Source organism: Paenibacillus nuruki, assembly GCF_963311185.1.
Taxonomy (GTDB): domain Bacteria; phylum Bacillota; class Bacilli; order Paenibacillales; family Paenibacillaceae; genus Saccharibacillus; species Saccharibacillus nuruki.
Genome location: NZ_OY725677.1, coordinates 2,840,357 through 2,857,928, shown reverse-complemented (window position 1 = coordinate 2,857,928; position 17,572 = coordinate 2,840,357). Strand labels below are relative to the sequence as shown.

Annotated in this window: 17 protein-coding genes; 10 read left to right on the top strand and 7 right to left on the bottom strand. The window is 38.8% G+C overall.

All coding sequences use genetic code 11. The features are described from left to right. Nucleotides 1-127 precede the first annotated feature (127 nt). A complete protein-coding gene (locus RCP16_RS12755; protein WP_308640445.1) occupies nt 128-766 on the top strand; it encodes a LysE family translocator in 639 nt (212 codons plus the stop codon). A 56-nt stretch (nt 767-822) separates the two neighbouring features. Here RCP16_RS12755 and RCP16_RS12750 read toward each other — a convergent pair whose 3' ends face one another. From RCP16_RS12750 to mnmL, 5 genes are all read right to left on the bottom strand, one after another. Beyond that, entirely contained in the window at nt 823-1,779 is a 957-nt protein-coding gene (locus tag RCP16_RS12750) for an alpha/beta fold hydrolase (RefSeq protein ID WP_308640444.1), read from the bottom strand. 154 nt (nt 1,780-1,933) lie between these two features. After that, nucleotides 1,934-2,902, bottom strand: coding sequence for a type I phosphomannose isomerase catalytic subunit (locus RCP16_RS12745; protein ID WP_069327240.1), 969 nt, complete (start codon nt 2,900-2,902; stop codon nt 1,934-1,936). Nucleotides 2,903-2,987: 85 nt separating this feature from the next. Further along, complete coding sequence (locus RCP16_RS12740; RefSeq protein WP_308640443.1) at nt 2,988-3,377, bottom strand: VOC family protein; 390 nt, start codon at nt 3,375-3,377, stop codon at nt 2,988-2,990. A 54-nt stretch (nt 3,378-3,431) separates the two neighbouring features. Then, a complete protein-coding gene (gene mnmM, locus RCP16_RS12735) occupies nt 3,432-4,025 on the bottom strand; it encodes a tRNA 5-(aminomethyl)-2-thiouridylate-methyltransferase MnmM (RefSeq protein WP_308640442.1) in 594 nt (197 codons plus the stop codon). A 1-nt stretch (nt 4,026) separates the two neighbouring features. Further along, complete coding sequence (gene mnmL / locus RCP16_RS12730) at nt 4,027-4,983, bottom strand: tRNA modification radical SAM protein MnmL/YtqA (RefSeq protein WP_308640441.1); 957 nt, start codon at nt 4,981-4,983, stop codon at nt 4,027-4,029. Between the two features lie 469 nt (nt 4,984-5,452). Between mnmL and trmB the strand changes: the two genes are divergently transcribed. After that, entirely contained in the window at nt 5,453-6,160 is a 708-nt protein-coding gene (gene trmB, locus RCP16_RS12725; protein WP_137222215.1) for a tRNA (guanosine(46)-N7)-methyltransferase TrmB, read from the top strand. A 37-nt stretch (nt 6,161-6,197) separates the two neighbouring features. Here the strand turns inward: trmB and RCP16_RS12720 are convergent, their stop codons facing one another. Together RCP16_RS12720 and RCP16_RS12715 are read right to left on the bottom strand one after the other, a co-directional pair. Continuing rightward, nucleotides 6,198-7,331 carry an MGDG synthase family glycosyltransferase gene (locus RCP16_RS12720; RefSeq protein ID WP_069327245.1) on the bottom strand — a complete coding sequence of 378 codons (1,134 nt, stop codon included), beginning with the start codon at nt 7,329-7,331 and terminating at the stop codon, nt 6,198-6,200. Between the two features lie 119 nt (nt 7,332-7,450). Next, a complete protein-coding gene (locus RCP16_RS12715) occupies nt 7,451-7,978 on the bottom strand; it encodes a phosphatase PAP2 family protein (protein ID WP_069327246.1) in 528 nt (175 codons plus the stop codon). A gap of 696 nt (nt 7,979-8,674) precedes the next feature. Between RCP16_RS12715 and RCP16_RS12710 the strand changes: the two genes are divergently transcribed. The 8 genes from RCP16_RS12710 (at nt 8,675) to RCP16_RS12675 (ending at nt 16,696) form a co-directional block, all read left to right on the top strand. After that, nucleotides 8,675-9,922 carry a glycosyltransferase family 2 protein gene (locus RCP16_RS12710; RefSeq protein WP_069327247.1) on the top strand — a complete coding sequence of 416 codons (1,248 nt, stop codon included), beginning with the start codon at nt 8,675-8,677 and terminating at the stop codon, nt 9,920-9,922. A 455-nt stretch (nt 9,923-10,377) separates the two neighbouring features. Then, nucleotides 10,378-10,872, top strand: a complete 495-nt coding sequence (gene infC, locus RCP16_RS12705) for a translation initiation factor IF-3 (RefSeq protein WP_069327248.1) — start codon at nt 10,378-10,380, stop codon at nt 10,870-10,872. Nucleotides 10,873-10,887: 15 nt separating this feature from the next. After that, the gene (gene rpmI / locus RCP16_RS12700) at nt 10,888-11,088 is read left to right on the top strand and encodes a 50S ribosomal protein L35 (protein ID WP_069327249.1); all 201 of its coding nucleotides are present in this window, start codon (nt 10,888-10,890) and stop codon (nt 11,086-11,088) included. A 26-nt stretch (nt 11,089-11,114) separates the two neighbouring features. Next, nucleotides 11,115-11,474 (top strand): 50S ribosomal protein L20, encoded by a 360-nt coding sequence (rplT, locus tag RCP16_RS12695; protein WP_069327250.1) that lies wholly within the window; start codon nt 11,115-11,117, stop codon nt 11,472-11,474. Nucleotides 11,475-11,882: 408 nt separating this feature from the next. Then, complete coding sequence (locus RCP16_RS12690; protein ID WP_137222218.1) at nt 11,883-12,920, top strand: BMP family lipoprotein; 1,038 nt, start codon at nt 11,883-11,885, stop codon at nt 12,918-12,920. A gap of 203 nt (nt 12,921-13,123) precedes the next feature. Further along, entirely contained in the window at nt 13,124-14,662 is a 1,539-nt protein-coding gene (locus RCP16_RS12685; protein WP_308640440.1) for an ABC transporter ATP-binding protein, read from the top strand. Continuing rightward, complete coding sequence (locus RCP16_RS12680; protein WP_069327253.1) at nt 14,655-15,734, top strand: ABC transporter permease; 1,080 nt, start codon at nt 14,655-14,657, stop codon at nt 15,732-15,734. The genes RCP16_RS12685 and RCP16_RS12680 overlap by 8 nt, the downstream gene beginning before the upstream one ends. After that, complete coding sequence (locus tag RCP16_RS12675; RefSeq protein ID WP_069327254.1) at nt 15,734-16,696, top strand: ABC transporter permease; 963 nt, start codon at nt 15,734-15,736, stop codon at nt 16,694-16,696. Before RCP16_RS12680 ends, RCP16_RS12675 begins: the two co-directional genes overlap by 1 nt. The last annotated feature ends 876 nt before the right edge of the window (nt 16,697-17,572 follow it).

Below are 17,572 nucleotides of genomic sequence, written 5' to 3'. Positions count from 1 at the left end.
TCTACACATACAGACAAAAGTATCTTTTAAGATGCTGTTGTCTGTATTTTTTTTATATTATCTATACCCATTTCTCTTCAAAGCAGATATAATCTTCAGATATAAAAAAAGATAGGAGTGAGGAACCGTGTGGGGAATCGAACATTATTGGATTTTTATTTTGTCTAGTATTTTGCTCAATATAACACCAGGCAGTGATACGATTTATATTTTAAGTCGTAGTATTTTTCAAGGGAAAAAGGCAGGGATCATGTCAGTATATGGTATTGTCTCAGGTTCATTAGTACATACATTACTTGCGGGTCTTGGACTTTCTCTTATTCTTATGCAATCTGCGCTTGCTTTTAATATTGTTAAATGGATTGGCGCTGCCTATCTGATCTGGTTGGGTGTTCGTTCGATTATGGCTCGGCACGAAGATAACCCATCGATGCAAGCTGTGGAGTCACAAAGCAATCGTAAAGTGTATTTGCAAGGCATGATGACCAATGTATTGAATCCCAAAGTTGCGCTGTTTTATTTAGCGTTTATCCCTCAATTTGTCAGCCCTGAACAGACGTATGGAGCGGTTCCTTTTATCCTGCTCGGACTTACTTTTAGCACGACCGGGATACTATGGTGTATGTTATTGGTTCTGTTTTCTAGTAAAATGGCACAGCGTCTTCAATCCAGTCGCATCTCTACATATATGAACAAGATTACAGGGAGTATTTTTATATTATTAGGTCTGAATCTGTTACGTACTTCGCGTAATGTTTCATCGTAATTCTTTATCATTTTGAAAAAAATAAAGCCGTCTCTACCTACATAGGAGAGATGGCTTTATTTGGATGTCACGGGTTGAGTAGATAGGTGTTCATTGAGCCAATGAATCACATTTGCAGTCACTTCATCACGATTGGTATCATTTAGCGTCTCATGTCGGCTGTCTGGATACAAGTCGAGCTTCACATCTTCTAACCCTAACTGAAGATATTGTTGATACAACTGCTTGACACCTTTACCATATTGTCCGACAGGATCACGTTCGCCGCTAAATAAATAGACAGGCTTATTCGGTGGAATACGCTTCATATGGTCGGGTTGGTGAATCTCTAACAACAATTCAAAAAAGTGAACATAAAAACGAACAGAAGGTAACTTCCCACAAAGTGGATCATTCATAAATAAAGATACTTCTTCAGGATCACGTGATAACCAATCAAACGTTTTACGTGGACGTGGAAGCCCTTTATTGTATGAAGCAAACACAATGATATTTAACAATAGACTACGATGTACTTGTCCACGCAGTCGTTGCTGAAGATGAGCAATCTGCTTACCTACACGGAGTAGATTACGCTTTCCATTTGTACCGGACAACATAAATCCATCATACAGATCAGGTTGCTCATACATCACCTTTTGAATAATAAAAGAACCCATACTATGTCCCATAATGAAAAGAGGCATATTCGGATGATGATCTCGAATCCACTCAGATAATTGCATCACATTCTGAGTCATCCAATAAAATCCGTTATCTCCTGGATCGCCTAAATATTCAGGCCCTGAAGCCGTTAATCCATGTCCACGTTGATCATGAGCATAGACTATAAATCCTTGCTCAGTTAGCGATTCTGCGAATCGTTTGTATCGTTTGGCAGTTTCAGACATGCCATGAGTAATCTGAACAATTCCGCGTAAAGGTCGATGATTCTGATCATCTTCTGGAAGCCATTCATATACATGGACAGCTACATTTTCAGGATCAGTCATTTTAAATGTACGTTCTAGCATCGTATTCCTCCTTGCAAATAACCTGTACAAATCTACATAATTGATGTAGATCTGTACAGGTCTATTGTTGTCTGACTTGGAACCTATAATCTAACTAATGTTAACCATTTATTCCCATTATTGAATCAAAGCTAACTAGAACTGTTCTGTCTTTTTAAGGCAAATAAGAACGAATAACCGTGCAATGACCATCTAATGTGTAGTCGCCTAAATTAGCAGGTAATAAGAAACATTGTCCACCTTTGACAGGGACACTTTCATTGCCCCATGCAATCGAACCTTCACCATCAGCGATGACTAGAATAGTAAAACTTTCTGCGGTTGTTGATAATGACCAAGCACCATCTACGACCCCTTTTTCAACAATAAAGTAAGGAGAAGCAGCGAGTTCTAACCATTCTCCAGCTGCAAGACCATCTGTTTTCATCGTCGTTGCGCCAGCACCTTCATAAGCGATGACATTGAGTGAATCTTCAATATGGAGCTCACGAGGTTTACCATCTAATCCAGGACGATCATAATCGTATAAACGATACGTTGTATCTGAATTTTGTTGGATTTCAGCAACCAGTACTCCTGCGCACAAAGCATGTACAGTACCGGCAGGAATATAGAATGTATCGCCTGCTTCTACCGAAACCTCTTGCAATGTATCTGTAATTTTATTATTCTCAATCGCTTCTGCTAAGGATTCACGAGTCACGCCTTCTTTAAGACCGTAAATGATCTTAGCACCAGGCTTCGCCGCAAGCACATACCACATTTCTGTTTTGCCGAGTTCCCCTTTAGGAAGCCCTGCATAATCATCTGTAGGATGAACCTGAACAGAAAGGTCGTCATTACAATCCAATAGTTTGATCAATAATGGAAAACGTCCGTTGACTTCAGATACACCTTTGGTACCGAACCAATCGCGTCCGAATCGTTGTCCAAGTTCAGTTAAGCTTACACCATCTAATTCGCCACCGATAACAGAAGTGGTACCATTCGGGTGATCTGCGATCATCCAGCCTTCACCGATCACGCCTTCAGGAATATCCCAGCCAAATTGTTCAAGGGCACGTCCGCCCCACACACGTTCTTTAAATTCCGGTTGAAATTGAAGCGGGTATGGATTAGTCATTATTATCTCTCCTCCAAGTGTAATAGGTATACAACTGTTCTATGTATCCCATGCCGTCTGTGTCTCCAAGCGGTCTGTTTCTATCTTAACGTGCAGATTGGAAAAATTCCAGACGCTCTCCATCAGGGCCACTAAAGAAAAAGTAGCGACTACCATTAGGAAGAGTGGTAATCTCTGCATCTAATTCTTGCAAATTTAAGGCTTGAATTCGTACATATTCTTGTTCAATATCATCTACTGCAAAAGCCACATGGTGTACTTTGCCTTCATTAGCGAGCTCACCTGTGTATCCTTCAACCAATTCGATTTCGGTTTGCAATTGATCTGGAAAAGCAAGAAAAGCGAGTTTGATATGCTCATCTATATGTCCAGCATTTTCGAGATGTTTCAAACCTATAACATCTTCATAAAAAGCAATCGACACCTCAATCGATTTTACCATAATACCTACATGCTCTAGTTTGCGTACAGCCATCAATACTCACTCCTTCAATATAATGTTACTTCCAATACAGCAGTGGATACTTATTCATGGTATTGATGATCCTTTTTTCTCAATTGCGATCAGATAAGGAGCATCTTGCCGTTGCAATTGACGATAAATAATCGATTGTGCTACAGATACTGAGAGAGAAGAGGCCCAAGCTTGTACAGCTTCTGCTTCTTCTGCTCCGCCAGCATGTCCGGGATAGAGAACAATCGTGAGTATTCCCCGAATAGCTAATAAGTCAAAAGCAGAAGCCAAAGCCGTCAATGTAGAATCTGGTTCAGTAATAATACTCAGATCCCCTGTAGGCAGATACCCAAGATTAAACATGATCACTTGAATCTTACCATGCTGAGCTTCAGGAATATACTGGCTCATTGTAGCATGACTATCCAGAATCAATTGCACAGAAGCAAGCTTAGCTTGGTCTTCCTTATCTAAACGCTCCTGTGTACGATCCAGTGCATCTTGTTGAATATCAAAGCTAAATACCTGTCCACGTCTTCCAGCGGCTTTAGCAAGCATCAGCGTGTCTACACCTGTGCCAGCAGTCGCATCAATTGCATAACCTGAATGAGCATCCAGACGTTCCAATACTAATTTATGAGCATAACTTAAAACAGACAGAAATCCCATATCAAAGTGCTCTCCAATATTTGCTTTGCCATGTGTCCCGTTGCTTCAATTCATCATCAATCCCGTTAAGAACTTCCCATTTTCGCAGACTCCACATCGGCCCGATCAATAGATCACGAGGTGCATCTCCTGTAAGACGGTGCACGATCATCTCTGGTGGTAAAATTTCAAGCGTATCTACGATCAACTTAATATATTCGTCTTTTTCCAAAAAGCGTAATAATCCCGCTTCATACTGCTTAACCATCGGTGTTTTGCGCATAAGATGGAGCAGGTGAATTTTGATGCCTTGTACATCCATTTGGGCTACAGCACGACCGGTATCTAACATCATTTCATGCGTTTCTTGAGGCAGTCCGTATATAATATGAGCACAGACACGGATACCACGAGCACGTAACTTGGCGACCGCTTCTTCATAACATTGGCTATCATGAGCACGATTGATCAGCTCTGAAGTAGACTCATGAATCGTTTGTAATCCCATTTCAACCCATAGATAAGTACGTTCATTCAATTCAGCCAAATAATCGACTACATCATCAGGTAGACAATCAGGACGAGTCGCTATTGATAATCCGACCACACCGGGTTGCTGCAAAATAATTTCAAAGTACTCACGTAATTGTTCGACAGGAGCATATGTATTTGTATACGCCTGAAAATAACCAATATACTGAGCATGAGGCCATTTCTGATGCTGACGATCACGAATATAATTAAATTGAGTGACCAGATCATCACGACGACTGCCTGCAAAATCTCCTGAACCGCGAGCACTACAGAATGTGCAACCCCCTTTGGCGATTGATCCATCACGATTGGGACAGGTAAATCCAGCATCTAAGGTGACTTTGAATACTTTATTTCCAAATTGTTCACGCATTTCGGTATTCCACGTATGGAACCTTTTATCACTCCATAATAAGGGAGTGGAGGTAGCTTGAGTTGTAAGCATAGTGAAGCTCCTTCGATCGTTCTTGATTACGATATTTAAAGTATGAATCATACGTCTAATTCAGGTTATATTGTAACAAACATTTTTATTTAAAAGATAGCGGCAGGTGACGAACTTCCAAATATTATTCACAAAATAAATGTTTTAAAAGTAAGGCTCGCTTCATTCGATTAAAAAAGGGGTAATCATTGTTAGAAACAACTTAAAAGCTTTATTTTTTCATAGTTTATTACAACAAATCATTTAATTTTTGAGCAAAAAATGGTAGACTATGATTGCTAAATTTGTTGGACCCCAATTCCAAATATAGAGAAAAGGATTTTCTAATCTGCTTGCAGAGAAGGGAGATCCTTTTTTCCTGTTTACAGATAGATATGCAGATAAATGCTTTACTTTTTCTCATTTCTTCGTCACAATAATGCCTTAGTAGTAGGATAACTATATACACCATTGAAATCGGAGGAACGACATGCGTTTACGAGGTAGAAAAGGAATACGTGAAGGATTGGAGCAGCAGGAAGATTTAGTCGTGCTGAATCCTGAACAATATAAAGGAAAATGGCAAGAACGTTTCGATAATGATCTACCGATTCATGTTGAATTTGGCATGGGTAAAGGAAGATTTGTTAGCCAGATGAGCGTTAAGCATCCAAACGTCAATTATATTGGATTTGATATGTACGATGAATTGGTACGCCGTGCCAGTGAAAAAACAAGAATAGCTTGGGAAGAAGCAGAGCGTGGTGAACCTACAACGATTCAGCTAGCCCGTGCGAATATTGAGAAGATTGAAGAGGTTTTTGCACCGGGTGAGATTGAGCGAATCTATCTTAATTTTAGTGATCCATGGCCGAAAAAGAAACACGGTCGTCGTCGCTTAACACATCCACGCTTTTTGGAAATGTATTGTAAATTGTTAAATGCTCGTGGTGAAATTCATTTCAAAACCGATTCTGAAACATTGTTTGAGTTCTCTTTGAATTCATTTGCAGATTATGGTCTACAAATGACCAATTTGAGTCTGAATCTTCATCGCGATGGGATCAATGAAGAGCATGTGATGACAGAATACGAAGCTAAATTTATGGGTAAAGGCATGAATATTCATCGTTGTGAAGTACTGATCGGTGAAGAAGTATTGCGTGAATATCAAGCGATGCGTTTAGATAAATATTGATTTATACCACAAAAAAAGTAAGGTCTTATCCAGCGACTTAGGATAAGACCTTACTTTTTTCTACCATTTCAGCAATACTATGGGCACTTTGCGTTGGATTATAACGATCAATCTGAGCTATATTTTGCTTACGTTGTTCTACCACAGCATCATAATCATTGATCAACAATTCCATCCATTCGGTAACCACATCAATCGATGTAATCGGTTCTCCCCAACCTTGTTGCGTGAAATACTGAGAATTTTTTTCTTCTTGTCCGGGTAAAGGATTATAGAATAACATCGGGATCGCTTTGGCTAATCCTTCTGTACATGTCATTCCTCCCGGTTTGGTTACAAGAAGATCCGAAACTTCCATCAATTGATCAATTTCATTGGTGTATCGAATCAAATGAATATTAGGATGATTAAAGTTCACATTCTGCTCAGCTTTGCGATACGCTTTATCATTGTTACCAAAACAAAAAATAAATTGGATCTTATCACTGAAGCTGGTGAGATACGCATTGACCACATCATCGCTCATCAATCCCCAACCACCGCTCATCACTAACACAGTCGGCATATTTTTGAGTCCAAACTTCTGTTGAAATTCGACTTTGCCTGTATGTTCCCAGAACTTAGGGTGGACAGGAATACCAGAGACTTCGATTTTCTGAATAGGTACACCACGCTGTATTAATTTGGAACGTACATCAGGTGTAGAGACTAGATAACGGTTCACTTCTGGACTCACCCATGTTCCATGAGCATCGTAATCTGTAATGACCATACATAATGGGGTACGCAGCCCTAAACGTTTAAGCCGTGAAATCACTGCTCCGGGAATCGGATGCGTACATACAATCACATCTGGCTTTAACTGCCGAACAACATTATGAGTATGTGTATAGAAAAGACGATGCAAAGCTAGCGTAGCTAGCCGATTGATCGATTTTTTGTATTGGCTACGATACATCATACGCACAAGTCTTGGTTGCGAGATGACCGTTTTTTTGTATGCGGTTAGGATCAATGGAGCCACTTTAGGATTAAGGAAACTACCGAGTTCCAGTACCTTAGTCTGAATATTCGGCGAGATTTTGCGTAAGCTACTCGCTAATGCATAAGCAGCCTGTGTGTGACCCGAACCAAAACCTTCCGACAAAAGCAGCACTCTATATTTTGACACGTCCAATTCACCTTTTCTGCAAGGTATTCTCTAATAAAATGGAGTAGAGGAAGGATAAGTATTAATCCTTCTCTGTAACACTACTGTAACAATCCGGTAATATTGCTAGAATAGCTTTTTTATGGCCATAATGCAAATGTACCCATCGCTACCGATGTTCCGATCGCAGCTCCCACCAGTACATCTGAAGGATAATGTAATCCCAAGTACATACGTGATACAGCAACAATCAGTGCGAATGGCAACAGCAACAGAATCATGAGTGGATCTGTCAACATAAATGGAACAGTAACAGAAAAGATCGCTGTCGTATGTCCTGATGGAAACGAATGGTCTGTTAATGGATTGCGGAACGTAATCGTTTCTGGGATAGCCAGATAAGGACGAATACGTGGGTACAGCTTTTTGACGATAGCTACAGGGACATGGCTAATGGCTAATGCTACAGCAGCTTGAAGTCCTGCGCGGCCCCAAGGTGCGGGTGCAAATTGCCATACCGCCAGAGTAGCTATAATGGTGAATGTCGCTCCGCCTAGATTTGTTAAGTAATAAAAGAAAAGATTTAAAAACTTATTATGAAGTCTTGAGTTAAACCATCTGAAAATGTGTTGCTCCATCGTTTGTAGGCGAATAAGAAAATGACGCATGAGAGACCCCCGTATTAATTGCCAATTTTCGGCTTATATTCATCATATTTTTATTCAGTACGCTTTTCAAGCTTTATAACGTTAACAGAGTGTTAAAATAGATACAACTTTTGTAAGTTACCCAATAGTTTAAACCTGATTTGCAAAATAATCCAAAAGTATTTCTTATTACCCTTACCCGAGAATGGCTAAAGTCATTCACATCGAGTTCAACCAATATGTAAATCGTTATCAATAAGATGGTTCAACCTAATTAAATACGTTTAAAAATTCAAAGAAATACAACCACAAGCTTCACAGTCACCATAGCTCCATTATTGATCCTCATACAAATCAAACACCATTAGCAATAAAAATAAGCAAATAGAACATAAACAGGCATAAAATGGCGTTAAACCTTGTTCTGTAACATTTATTGCATATAACTGGTCGTAATTCCATGGTTTTTAACCGTATACCCTCTTTTAGAATTTTGACAAATCCACAAAAAATGTGCAAAATCTTAATGTCGCTTGTAATCGTTTTGTAACATAACTTTAATGTTCGTCATAGTATAATCATCTGGGGTGAAAAGTTTTAAAGCGACTCATGCTAAAAATTAAATTTAAAATGTGACGTCTTGAAATTAGTGATCTAGAGAAAAAGAGTGAATTTGTTATATTGGGGTTTTAAAATTTAAGGAGGTTCACAGTTATTATGGGAAACGTTATTGATGCTATATTTATCGTGCTCCAGGTTATGCTGGCAGTTATCGGTGTATATCAGTTTTCATTCTCGCTATTTGGAATTGTTAAAAGGAAAAAAAGACCGGATCATGCTCCACAGAAATCATTCGCGGTACTTGTTGCAGCGCATAATGAGGAAACCGTTATTGGAGCACTAATGGAAAATCTAAAAAATATGGATTATCCGGCTGAATTATATGATGTGTTTGTTATCTGTGATAACTGTACAGATGGTACAGCAGATATCGTACGTAGTCACGGAATGAATGCTTGTGTACGTACTAATCCAGCAGAACGCGGTAAAGGATACGCGATCGAGTGGATGCTAAGAGAATTGTGGAGTATGCCTCGTCAGTATGATGGTATCGTTATGTTTGATGCTGATAACTTGGCAGACCACAGATTCTTGACAGAAATGAACAACGACATGTGTGAAGGTGCACGCGTTATTCAAGGTTATATTGATACAAAGAATCCAGAAGATTCTTGGATCACTGCTGCTTATGGCGTATCTTACTGGTACATCAACCGTCTATGGCAATTGTCCCGTCATAATTTGAATATGGCGAACTTCCTTGGTGGTACAGGAATGTGTTTTGAAAATGAACTATTGAAAGAAATCGGCTGGGGCGCAACAAGTCTTGTAGAAGATTTAGAATTTACAATGCGTTGTGCAGAAAAAGGAATTTACCCACGCTTTAGTTATGATGCAAAAGTATTTGATGAAAAGCCGTTAACATTCAAAGCTTCTTCTCGTCAACGTTTGCGTTGGATGCAAGGTCACTTTACAGTAGCTCGTCGTTATTTCTTCCCGCTACTATGGAAAAGTGTAAAAGAAATGAGTATTATCAAATTCGACTTGGCACTGTATAGTGTCAACGTATATATTGTTTTAGTTACATTCTTAATGACTGCGGCAATGTGGATTGATACAGCTATTCTAGGTGGACCACATATCGCTACAATCTATAACTACTTGCCAATGTGGGTAGCTATTACAGCAATTGGTGCCAATGTTGTTACTTTTATTCTTGCAATGGCATTAGAAAAAGTGAAGTCTTGGAAAGTATATCTATACTTGTTGTTATTCCCAATCTACGGTCTATCTTGGTGGCCAATTACGTTCTATGCTTTCTTCACACAAAACAACAAGCAATGGAGTCACACTCAACATACGCGTGTTGTACGTTTGGAAGAAGTACAAAGCAAACAAGGTTAATAACCATGTAATGCAATATAGCTACAATTAAAAAAGACCGATATAACAGCTAAGTTGTTATATCGGTCTTTTGTTTATACATGGCCTATAACATAATTTCTACTATAATTAGATAGATGGTTTATGTAATAGAATGTGATAAATACGATGAGTCTAAATGTATGTTTGATAGGCATTTAATTTATTTTATAAAAAGGGTTGTATATATCAAATAGATATGATACAATATTTTAGTACGTGATTGAGAATATATAAAGTAGAAGCTTTGCTTCTCACCTGCCCGATAATAGTCGGCTGGTTCATTGATCTGAGATTTATTGACAAGATTTGTCTTGTTATGGATATTAGCTGATCAAGGGATGCGGGTGACTAGACCTGCATCCCTTTTTAATTTGTATATTTATTATAGTTGCACGATCATAATATGGAGGTGGAAAGTTATTAGTAAAGAACATATGATCAATGACGAAATCCGGGTTAAAGAAGTACGCCTGGTTGGTGCTGAAGGTGAACAGATCGGAATTACGCCTACTCGTGAAGCATTGCAGATGGCAATCGATTTGAACATGGATCTTGTAAATGTAGCTCCACAAGCGAAACCACCTGTATGTCGTATTATGGACTACGGTAAATTCCGTTATGAGCAACAGAAGAAAGAAAAAGAAGCACGTAAAAACCAAAAGATCGTTGATCTTAAAGAAGTATGGTTCCGTGCTAACATTGAGGAGCATGATTATCAAACTAAACTCCGCAATGTTGTAAAATTCTTAAAAGATGGCGACAAAGTGAAATGCTCGGTCCGCTTCCGCGGTCGCGAAATTACACATGCAAGTATTGGTCAAAAAATATTGGATCGTGTAAAAGTTGAAGTTGAAGAACTTTGCACAGTTGAGCGCCAACCAAAATTAGAAGGCCGCAGCATGATCATGATCTTGGCGCCGAAAAATTAAAAGGGGGATATTAAAATGCCTAAAATGAAAACTCATAGTAGTTTAAAAGGACGCTTCAAAATTACAGGAACAGGTAAAATCAAACGTTATAAAGCGTTTAAAAACCACTTGCTTTCTCACAAATCCAAACGTCAAAAACGCGTTTTGGGAACAAACCCGTTGATGTCTAGCGGCGATGTAAAACGTTTGAAACAACAATTATCTAATCTTAAATAATTTAATTTACTGGGAGGTTTACTGATATGGCAAGAGTGAAGGGCGGATTCGTCACACGTCGCAGACATAAGAAAATTCTTAAATTAGCAAAAGGTTACTTCGGTTCCAAACACCGTATTTTTAAAACAGCAAAAGAGCAAGTTAACAAATCTTTGGTGTATGCTTACCGTGACCGTCGTCAGACAAAACGTAACTTCCGCAGATTGTGGATCGTTCGTATTAACGCAGCAGCACGTATCAACGGATTGTCTTACAACAAATTGATGCACGGTCTTAAATTGGCTGGTGTTGATATTAACCGTAAAATGTTAGCTGAATTGGCTGTAAATGATGTTAACGCGTTTAACTCATTGGCTACTGTAGCTAAAGAAAAAATTAACGCATAAGATTTATTCTTCTGTGTTGCATAAAGAGCCGTCGGATGATCCGGTGGCTCTTTTTATACGCAAATTATTCTAAAAAGTATACATAGTAATAAAACATAACACATAAATAACAGTTTAACGCATTAAAACGTAAAACGTGTAAAGACTATGAACGATAATGTTACACGAGATTAACATTAAATAGTATATTTTTACATAATAAAGCGCTTTCAGAAAATAAAATCGTAAATTAATTAACCAATAGTAATTTAAATAGTAGATTTTCTTACCACTTGATTGTATAATTTGTTCATCGACTGTTAAATCTGCACCTATAACGAATATTGAGCTCGATAAGGGTAAAAATGTTCGTATCCAGACAGAGAGGCAGCAGATCATAGCTTATACTTCTAAGGGGGAAAAAGATTCATGAAGAAGGCGTACAAACTTTCACTCATTATGTTGCTAGCATTTTCATTGGTACTAGCAGCTTGTGGGAACAAAAGCAACAGTACTGACAACGCAGGGAGTGGCGATGCTACAGGCGGAGCAGCAAAAAGCGATGTTAAAATTGGTATGGTAACTGACGTAGGTGGCGTAAATGATAAATCATTTAACCAATCTGCTTGGGAAGCTCTTGAAAAAGTAAAAACTGAAAGCGGAGCAGAAGTGAAATATCTGCAAAGTAAATCCGATCAGGATTATATTCCTAACTTGAATCAATTTGTAAAAGGCGATTACAGCTTAACTTGGGGAATTGGTTTTAGCTTAGCAGATGGTATTGCTACTGTAGCTAAACAAAACCCAGATGCAAAATTAGCTATTATTGATAGTGTAGTTGATGCTCCTAACGTTAAATCTGTAACATTCTCTGAAAACGAAGGTTCCTTCTTAGTAGGTGTTGTAGCAGGTAAAATGACAAAATCCAACAAAATCGGATTTGTCGGTGGGGTAGATAGTCCATTGATCAAAAAATTCGAAGTTGGTTTTAAAGCAGGTATTAAAGCAGTAAACCCTGATGCTGAATTGCTTGTAAACTACACAGGTGCATTTGATAAGCCTGATCTAGGTAAAGCAGCAGCAGCTACAATGTATAACGATGGCGCGGATATCATTTTCCATGCTGCTGGTGGTACAGGTACAGGCGTATTTAATGAAGCAGCTTCCCGTTCTAACTCTGGTCAAACAGCATGGGTTATCGGTGTAGATAAAGACCAATCACTAGAATTTGGTGATAAAGTGACTTTAACTTCTATGGTTAAACGTGTAGACGTTGCTGTAGAGAAAGTATCTAAAGAAGTCGTAGACGGTACATTTGCTGGTGGTACAGAAGTATTGGGACTTAAAGAGGATGGCGTAGGCTTAGCAGATACTTCTTCCAAAAACGTTCCTGCTGATGTAATCAAATTGGCTGATGAATACAAAGCTAAAATTGTTAGCGGCGAATTGACTGTTCCTAGCGAGTAATTTCTTTTTCATGATGAAATGTTCTTAAATAAATAACAAACAACAAGGCTGGTTAACAGATACTAGCCTTGTTGTCACGTTTACAGCCGGATGGCTCAGTATAATGTTGATTGTCGTTTGGGAAAATACGATGTTTTTAGCTTTCGGTAATAGACTGTTAATCATACGTCTATGCCAATCAATACGCTTATAAGGGTGATCTCATGGGTGCAGCAACCCCTGTGGTAGAGTTGAAACAAATAACAAAAGTCTTTCCTGGTATTATTGCCAATGATTCTATTAGTTTTAAGCTGCACAAGGGAGAAATTCATGCTCTGCTAGGTGAAAATGGTGCAGGTAAATCAACATTGATGAATGTTGTATTTGGTTTATATCAGCCTGAAGAAGGTAGTATCGAAGTTAATGGAGAACCTGTGATCATTGACAGTCCTAACAGAGCGATTGAGCTCGGGATTGGTATGGTGCATCAGCACTTCAAACTCGTTCAACCATTTACAGTTACTGAGAATATCATTCTGGGTTCAGAACCGAAAAAAGGAACCCGAATCAATTATAAAAAAGCGACCGAAGAGATTCGCCAGCTTTCCGAACAATATGGTCTACAAGTTAATCCAAATGCCAAAATCCATGATATTTCAGTAGGTATGCAGCAACGGGTAGAAATACTGAAAACATTATATCGTGGTGCAGAAATTTTGATTTTCGATGAACCCACAGCCGTTTTGACCCCTCAAGAAATTTCAGAATTAATGGAGATTATGAAGCGTCTTGTGGCTGAAGGCAAATCAATTATTCTGATTACACATAAGCTTAAAGAAATTATGAAAATTGCCGACAATGTAACCATTATTCGTCGTGGTAAAGTAGTCGACACTGTTAAAAAGTCAGAAACGACTCCACAAGAATTAGCTGAGAAAATGGTCGGTCGTAATGTTACGTTCAAAGTCGACAAAAAGCCAGCTGAACCTGGATCTGTAGTATTGGAAATGGCAAATATCGTTTCTAACAACAAAGAAGGTACTGCGGTATTACAAGGCTTGAATCTACAAGTAAGAGCTGGAGAAATTCTAGGGATTGCTGGAGTAGATGGTAATGGTCAAAGTGAACTGATTGAAGCACTTACCGGTCTAAGACATGTGTATGGTGGTACGGTAAAATTACTAGGTCAAGACATTACGAATATGTCTCCTCGTAAAATTACAGAATCAGGCGTATCTCATATTCCAGAAGATCGTCACAAACATGGTCTGGTACTCGATTTCTCTGTAAGTGAGAATATGGTACTGGAAACGTACTATAAGCCTCCATTTAACAAAGGCGGATTTTTGAACTTTGATGCGATTGATAAGCATGCTACACGTTTAGTTGAACGCTTTGATGTGCGTACACCAAGTATTGCTACTCATGCACGTTCACTATCCGGTGGTAATCAGCAGAAAGCGATTATTGCGCGTGAAATTGATAAAAATCCTACATTAATGATTGCTGCTCAACCTACTCGTGGGCTGGATGTCGGAGCGATTGAATTTGTTCAGCAACAATTGATTGCACAACGTGATCAAGGTAAAGCTGTATTGTTGATCTCTTTTGAATTGGATGAAATTATTAATGTATCTGATCGCATCGCTGTTATTTATGAAGGACAAATTGTAGGCGAAGTGCTACCAGAGAAAACCAATGATCAGGAATTAGGCTTGATGATGGCAGGAAGCACCGCGAAGAGAGGTGCAGCACATGAATAATATTCTCAAAGCTATAACCAAAGATTCGTTTGTATTACCAATTGTAGCGATTATTATGGGACTCATTTTGGGTGCGATTGTGATGTTGATTGGTGGATACAATCCGATTGATGCTTATTCTGCATTGCTGACCCGTGTATACGGTGATCCGTATGATTTCGGTGAAGCTATTCGTGAAATGACGCCTTTGATTATGACAGGTATGGCATTTGCTTTTGCAGCGCGTGCAGGATTATTTAATATCGGCGGAGAAGGACAGTTTCTGATTGGAATGACAGCTGCTACAGTGGTTGCTGTTCAATTACACGGTCTTCCTGCTTATATTCATGCACCGCTTGCGATTATCGCAGGAGCTATCTTCGGAGGGCTATGGGCGGCTATCGCTGGTTTCCTCAAAGCGGTTCGAGGAGTAAACGAAGTTATCTCATGTATCATGTTGAACTGGATCGGTCTGTATCTAGCCAACTTTGTGATTAATCACTTTATGTTGTTACAAGGGCAAAATCGTTCTGAAGATATTCAACCAAGTGCATCGATTGCGATCATGTGGTTATCTGAAATGATGGGTAATGCTCGTGTACACTGGGGAACAGCCATTGCTTTGGCTGCTGCTGTATTCTTCTATGTATTTATGTGGAAAACGAAACAAGGGTACGAACTGCGTGCTGTTGGTTTCAACCAGGATGCTTCCAAATATGCAGGGATGAACGTGAATCGTAATATTGTAAAAGCGATGTTTATCAGTGGTATGTTTGCAGGTCTTGCAGGTTCTTTTGAAGTATTAGGCGTATTCCAATATCAATCGGTTATGGCAAGTTCGCCAGGTACTGGATTTGATGGAATTGCAGTTGCTCTTATTGGTTTGAATAATCCATTTGGTATTATTCTAGGTTCAATTCTGTTTGGTACTTTAACGTATGGTTCAGCAGGTATGAGCTTTAGCGCTGATGTTCCACCAGAGATTGTTCGTATTGTTATCGGAGCGATTATTTTCTTTATTGCAGCACAAGGCATTGTACGTTGGGTCTTAAAGCCTTTTTATGCAAAACGTAAGAAAGAGAAGGTGTTGTAATGGACGTGTTGACTATTATTGGACAGCTTATTAATACGACGCTAGTCTTTGCTACAGCACTTATCTTTACATCTTTAGGCGGTATCTTTTCAGAGAAATCTGGGGTAACCAATCTAGGGTTAGAAGGTTTGATGATTTTTGGTGCATTTGCAGCGGGGGTAGCAGGTTTTTATGCTCAAGATGCAGGATTAAGCGGCTTCGGTGCTGCTTGTGTCGGTGTGTTGGCAGCGATGGTATTTGGAATTTTAGTTTCTCTTATCCATGCGGTTGCTTCGATTACATTCAAAGCTGATCAGGTTATCAGTGGTATCGTTATTAACTTTTTAGCGGCAGGTAGTACATTGTACATGGTTAAATTGTTATTTGACGGTGCGGGTGAAACAGGATTGATCTCTGGATTTGATAAAGTGAATATTCCTTATCTATCTACGATTCCATTGATTGGTGATGTCTTTTTCCATGCGTACCCTACCACTTATTTAGCAGTAGTAGCTGTGATTGTGACTTACTTTGTTTTGTACAAAACACCATTTGGTCTACGTCTACGTTCTGTTGGGGAACATCCAAGTGCAGCAGATACCGTAGGGATCAAAGTAAATCGGTTACGTTATATCGGAGTTATGCTGAGTGGAGCGCTTGCTGGGATTGGTGGAGCAACAATTACACTCACAACCACAGGTACATTTTCACATAATACGATTTCAGGGCAAGGTTATATTGCGATTGCAGCGATGATCTTTGGTAAATGGAATCCATGGGGAGCATTTGGAGCGGCTGTATTCTTTGGTCTTGCTCAAGCGGTGCGTAACTATGTACAGCTATTTGCCTGGACACAAAGCATTCCGCAAGAAGTAATCTACATGTTGCCATACGTATTAACGATTATTGTATTGGTTGCAGCAGTAGGACGTTCAAGTGCGCCTTCTGCACTCGGACAGCCATATGATCCAAGTAAACGTTAATAAGATCGCTAAACGATTATTTTTAGATAATTGAATCAAGTCGAAGTTTGGATTTTTCCGAGCTTCGGCTTTTTTTATCTCTATCTTGTATGCAATAAAAGATATTTAAAATAAAAGATTGAATTTTATATAGATCATTGTGAGCGATTGAAGGAGCAGAAAAAGAAAAAGGAGATACATAGGCATTCTAACTCTCAAGCAAGCTAAACAGCATTTTTTCCAACTTTTAGTGCTTATTAGACAAATATTTCTTTTACACTATTTAATACGTTTGTTCTTAAGTGACATAATACATAGTTAATTACTAGGTATAATATGTTTTGTGAAAATGCTATAAAGCTTGCTATAATTACTTTTCTTAAGTATGTAACAAATGATATGTCAAAATCAGATTGTAAAGAATGACAAAAAAGAAGTGTTGACTCTATCGAAAATGAATCATATAATATTCCTAAATCATTTGAGTCGCTGACAAGCGTAAGCGGCAGTAATCATTGAATACTATGTATCGGCAATGAAGAGGACGAAGTTTTAAGGGCTCTTTTGTCCAGAGAGTGAAGCATTTGGTGTAAGCTTCATCAGAATCCCTTATATACGAGCTCACCTCGGAGCTGTTTTCCTGAAAGGCATATGCAATAGTTATAAATCGTATTGATTTGTATCTTACCCATATGATTATTAGGGAAAATCGTAAGGTCTACGTTACAGACGACAAGTAAAGTCTTAATCTACTTTACTTTATGAGGCGTACTTATGCTGTGAAGCTGTGCGCAAATATGGGTGGTACCACGGAAGCTTAGCCTTTCGTCCCTCAATAACAGATTTTTCTGTTTGAGGCGGCGAAAGGCTTTTTTGATGTCTTTCTTCCAGTTATAA

Excerpts from the sequence above, each read along its gene's own strand:
- RCP16_RS12750 (WP_308640444.1), bottom strand. The coding sequence starts at position 1,779 with ATGCTAGAACGTACATTTAAAATGACTGATCCTGAAAATGTAGCTGTC.
- RCP16_RS12745 (WP_069327240.1), bottom strand. The coding sequence starts at position 2,902 with ATGACTAATCCATACCCGCTTCAATTTCAACCGGAATTTAAAGAACGT.
- RCP16_RS12740 (WP_308640443.1), bottom strand. The coding sequence starts at position 3,377 with ATGGCTGTACGCAAACTAGAGCATGTAGGTATTATGGTAAAATCGATT.
- mnmM (WP_308640442.1), bottom strand. The coding sequence starts at position 4,025 with ATGGGATTTCTGTCTGTTTTAAGTTATGCTCATAAATTAGTATTGGAA.
- mnmL (WP_308640441.1), bottom strand. The coding sequence starts at position 4,983 with ATGCTTACAACTCAAGCTACCTCCACTCCCTTATTATGGAGTGATAAA.
- trmB (WP_137222215.1), top strand. The coding sequence starts at position 5,453 with ATGCGTTTACGAGGTAGAAAAGGAATACGTGAAGGATTGGAGCAGCAG.
- RCP16_RS12715 (WP_069327246.1), bottom strand. The coding sequence starts at position 7,978 with ATGCGTCATTTTCTTATTCGCCTACAAACGATGGAGCAACACATTTTC.
- RCP16_RS12710 (WP_069327247.1), top strand. The coding sequence starts at position 8,675 with ATGGGAAACGTTATTGATGCTATATTTATCGTGCTCCAGGTTATGCTG.
- infC (WP_069327248.1), top strand. The coding sequence starts at position 10,378 with ATGATCAATGACGAAATCCGGGTTAAAGAAGTACGCCTGGTTGGTGCT.
- rpmI (WP_069327249.1), top strand. The coding sequence starts at position 10,888 with ATGCCTAAAATGAAAACTCATAGTAGTTTAAAAGGACGCTTCAAAATT.
- rplT (WP_069327250.1), top strand. The coding sequence starts at position 11,115 with ATGGCAAGAGTGAAGGGCGGATTCGTCACACGTCGCAGACATAAGAAA.
- RCP16_RS12690 (WP_137222218.1), top strand. The coding sequence starts at position 11,883 with ATGAAGAAGGCGTACAAACTTTCACTCATTATGTTGCTAGCATTTTCA.
- RCP16_RS12685 (WP_308640440.1), top strand. The coding sequence starts at position 13,124 with ATGGGTGCAGCAACCCCTGTGGTAGAGTTGAAACAAATAACAAAAGTC.
- RCP16_RS12680 (WP_069327253.1), top strand. The coding sequence starts at position 14,655 with ATGAATAATATTCTCAAAGCTATAACCAAAGATTCGTTTGTATTACCA.
- RCP16_RS12675 (WP_069327254.1), top strand. The coding sequence starts at position 15,734 with ATGGACGTGTTGACTATTATTGGACAGCTTATTAATACGACGCTAGTC.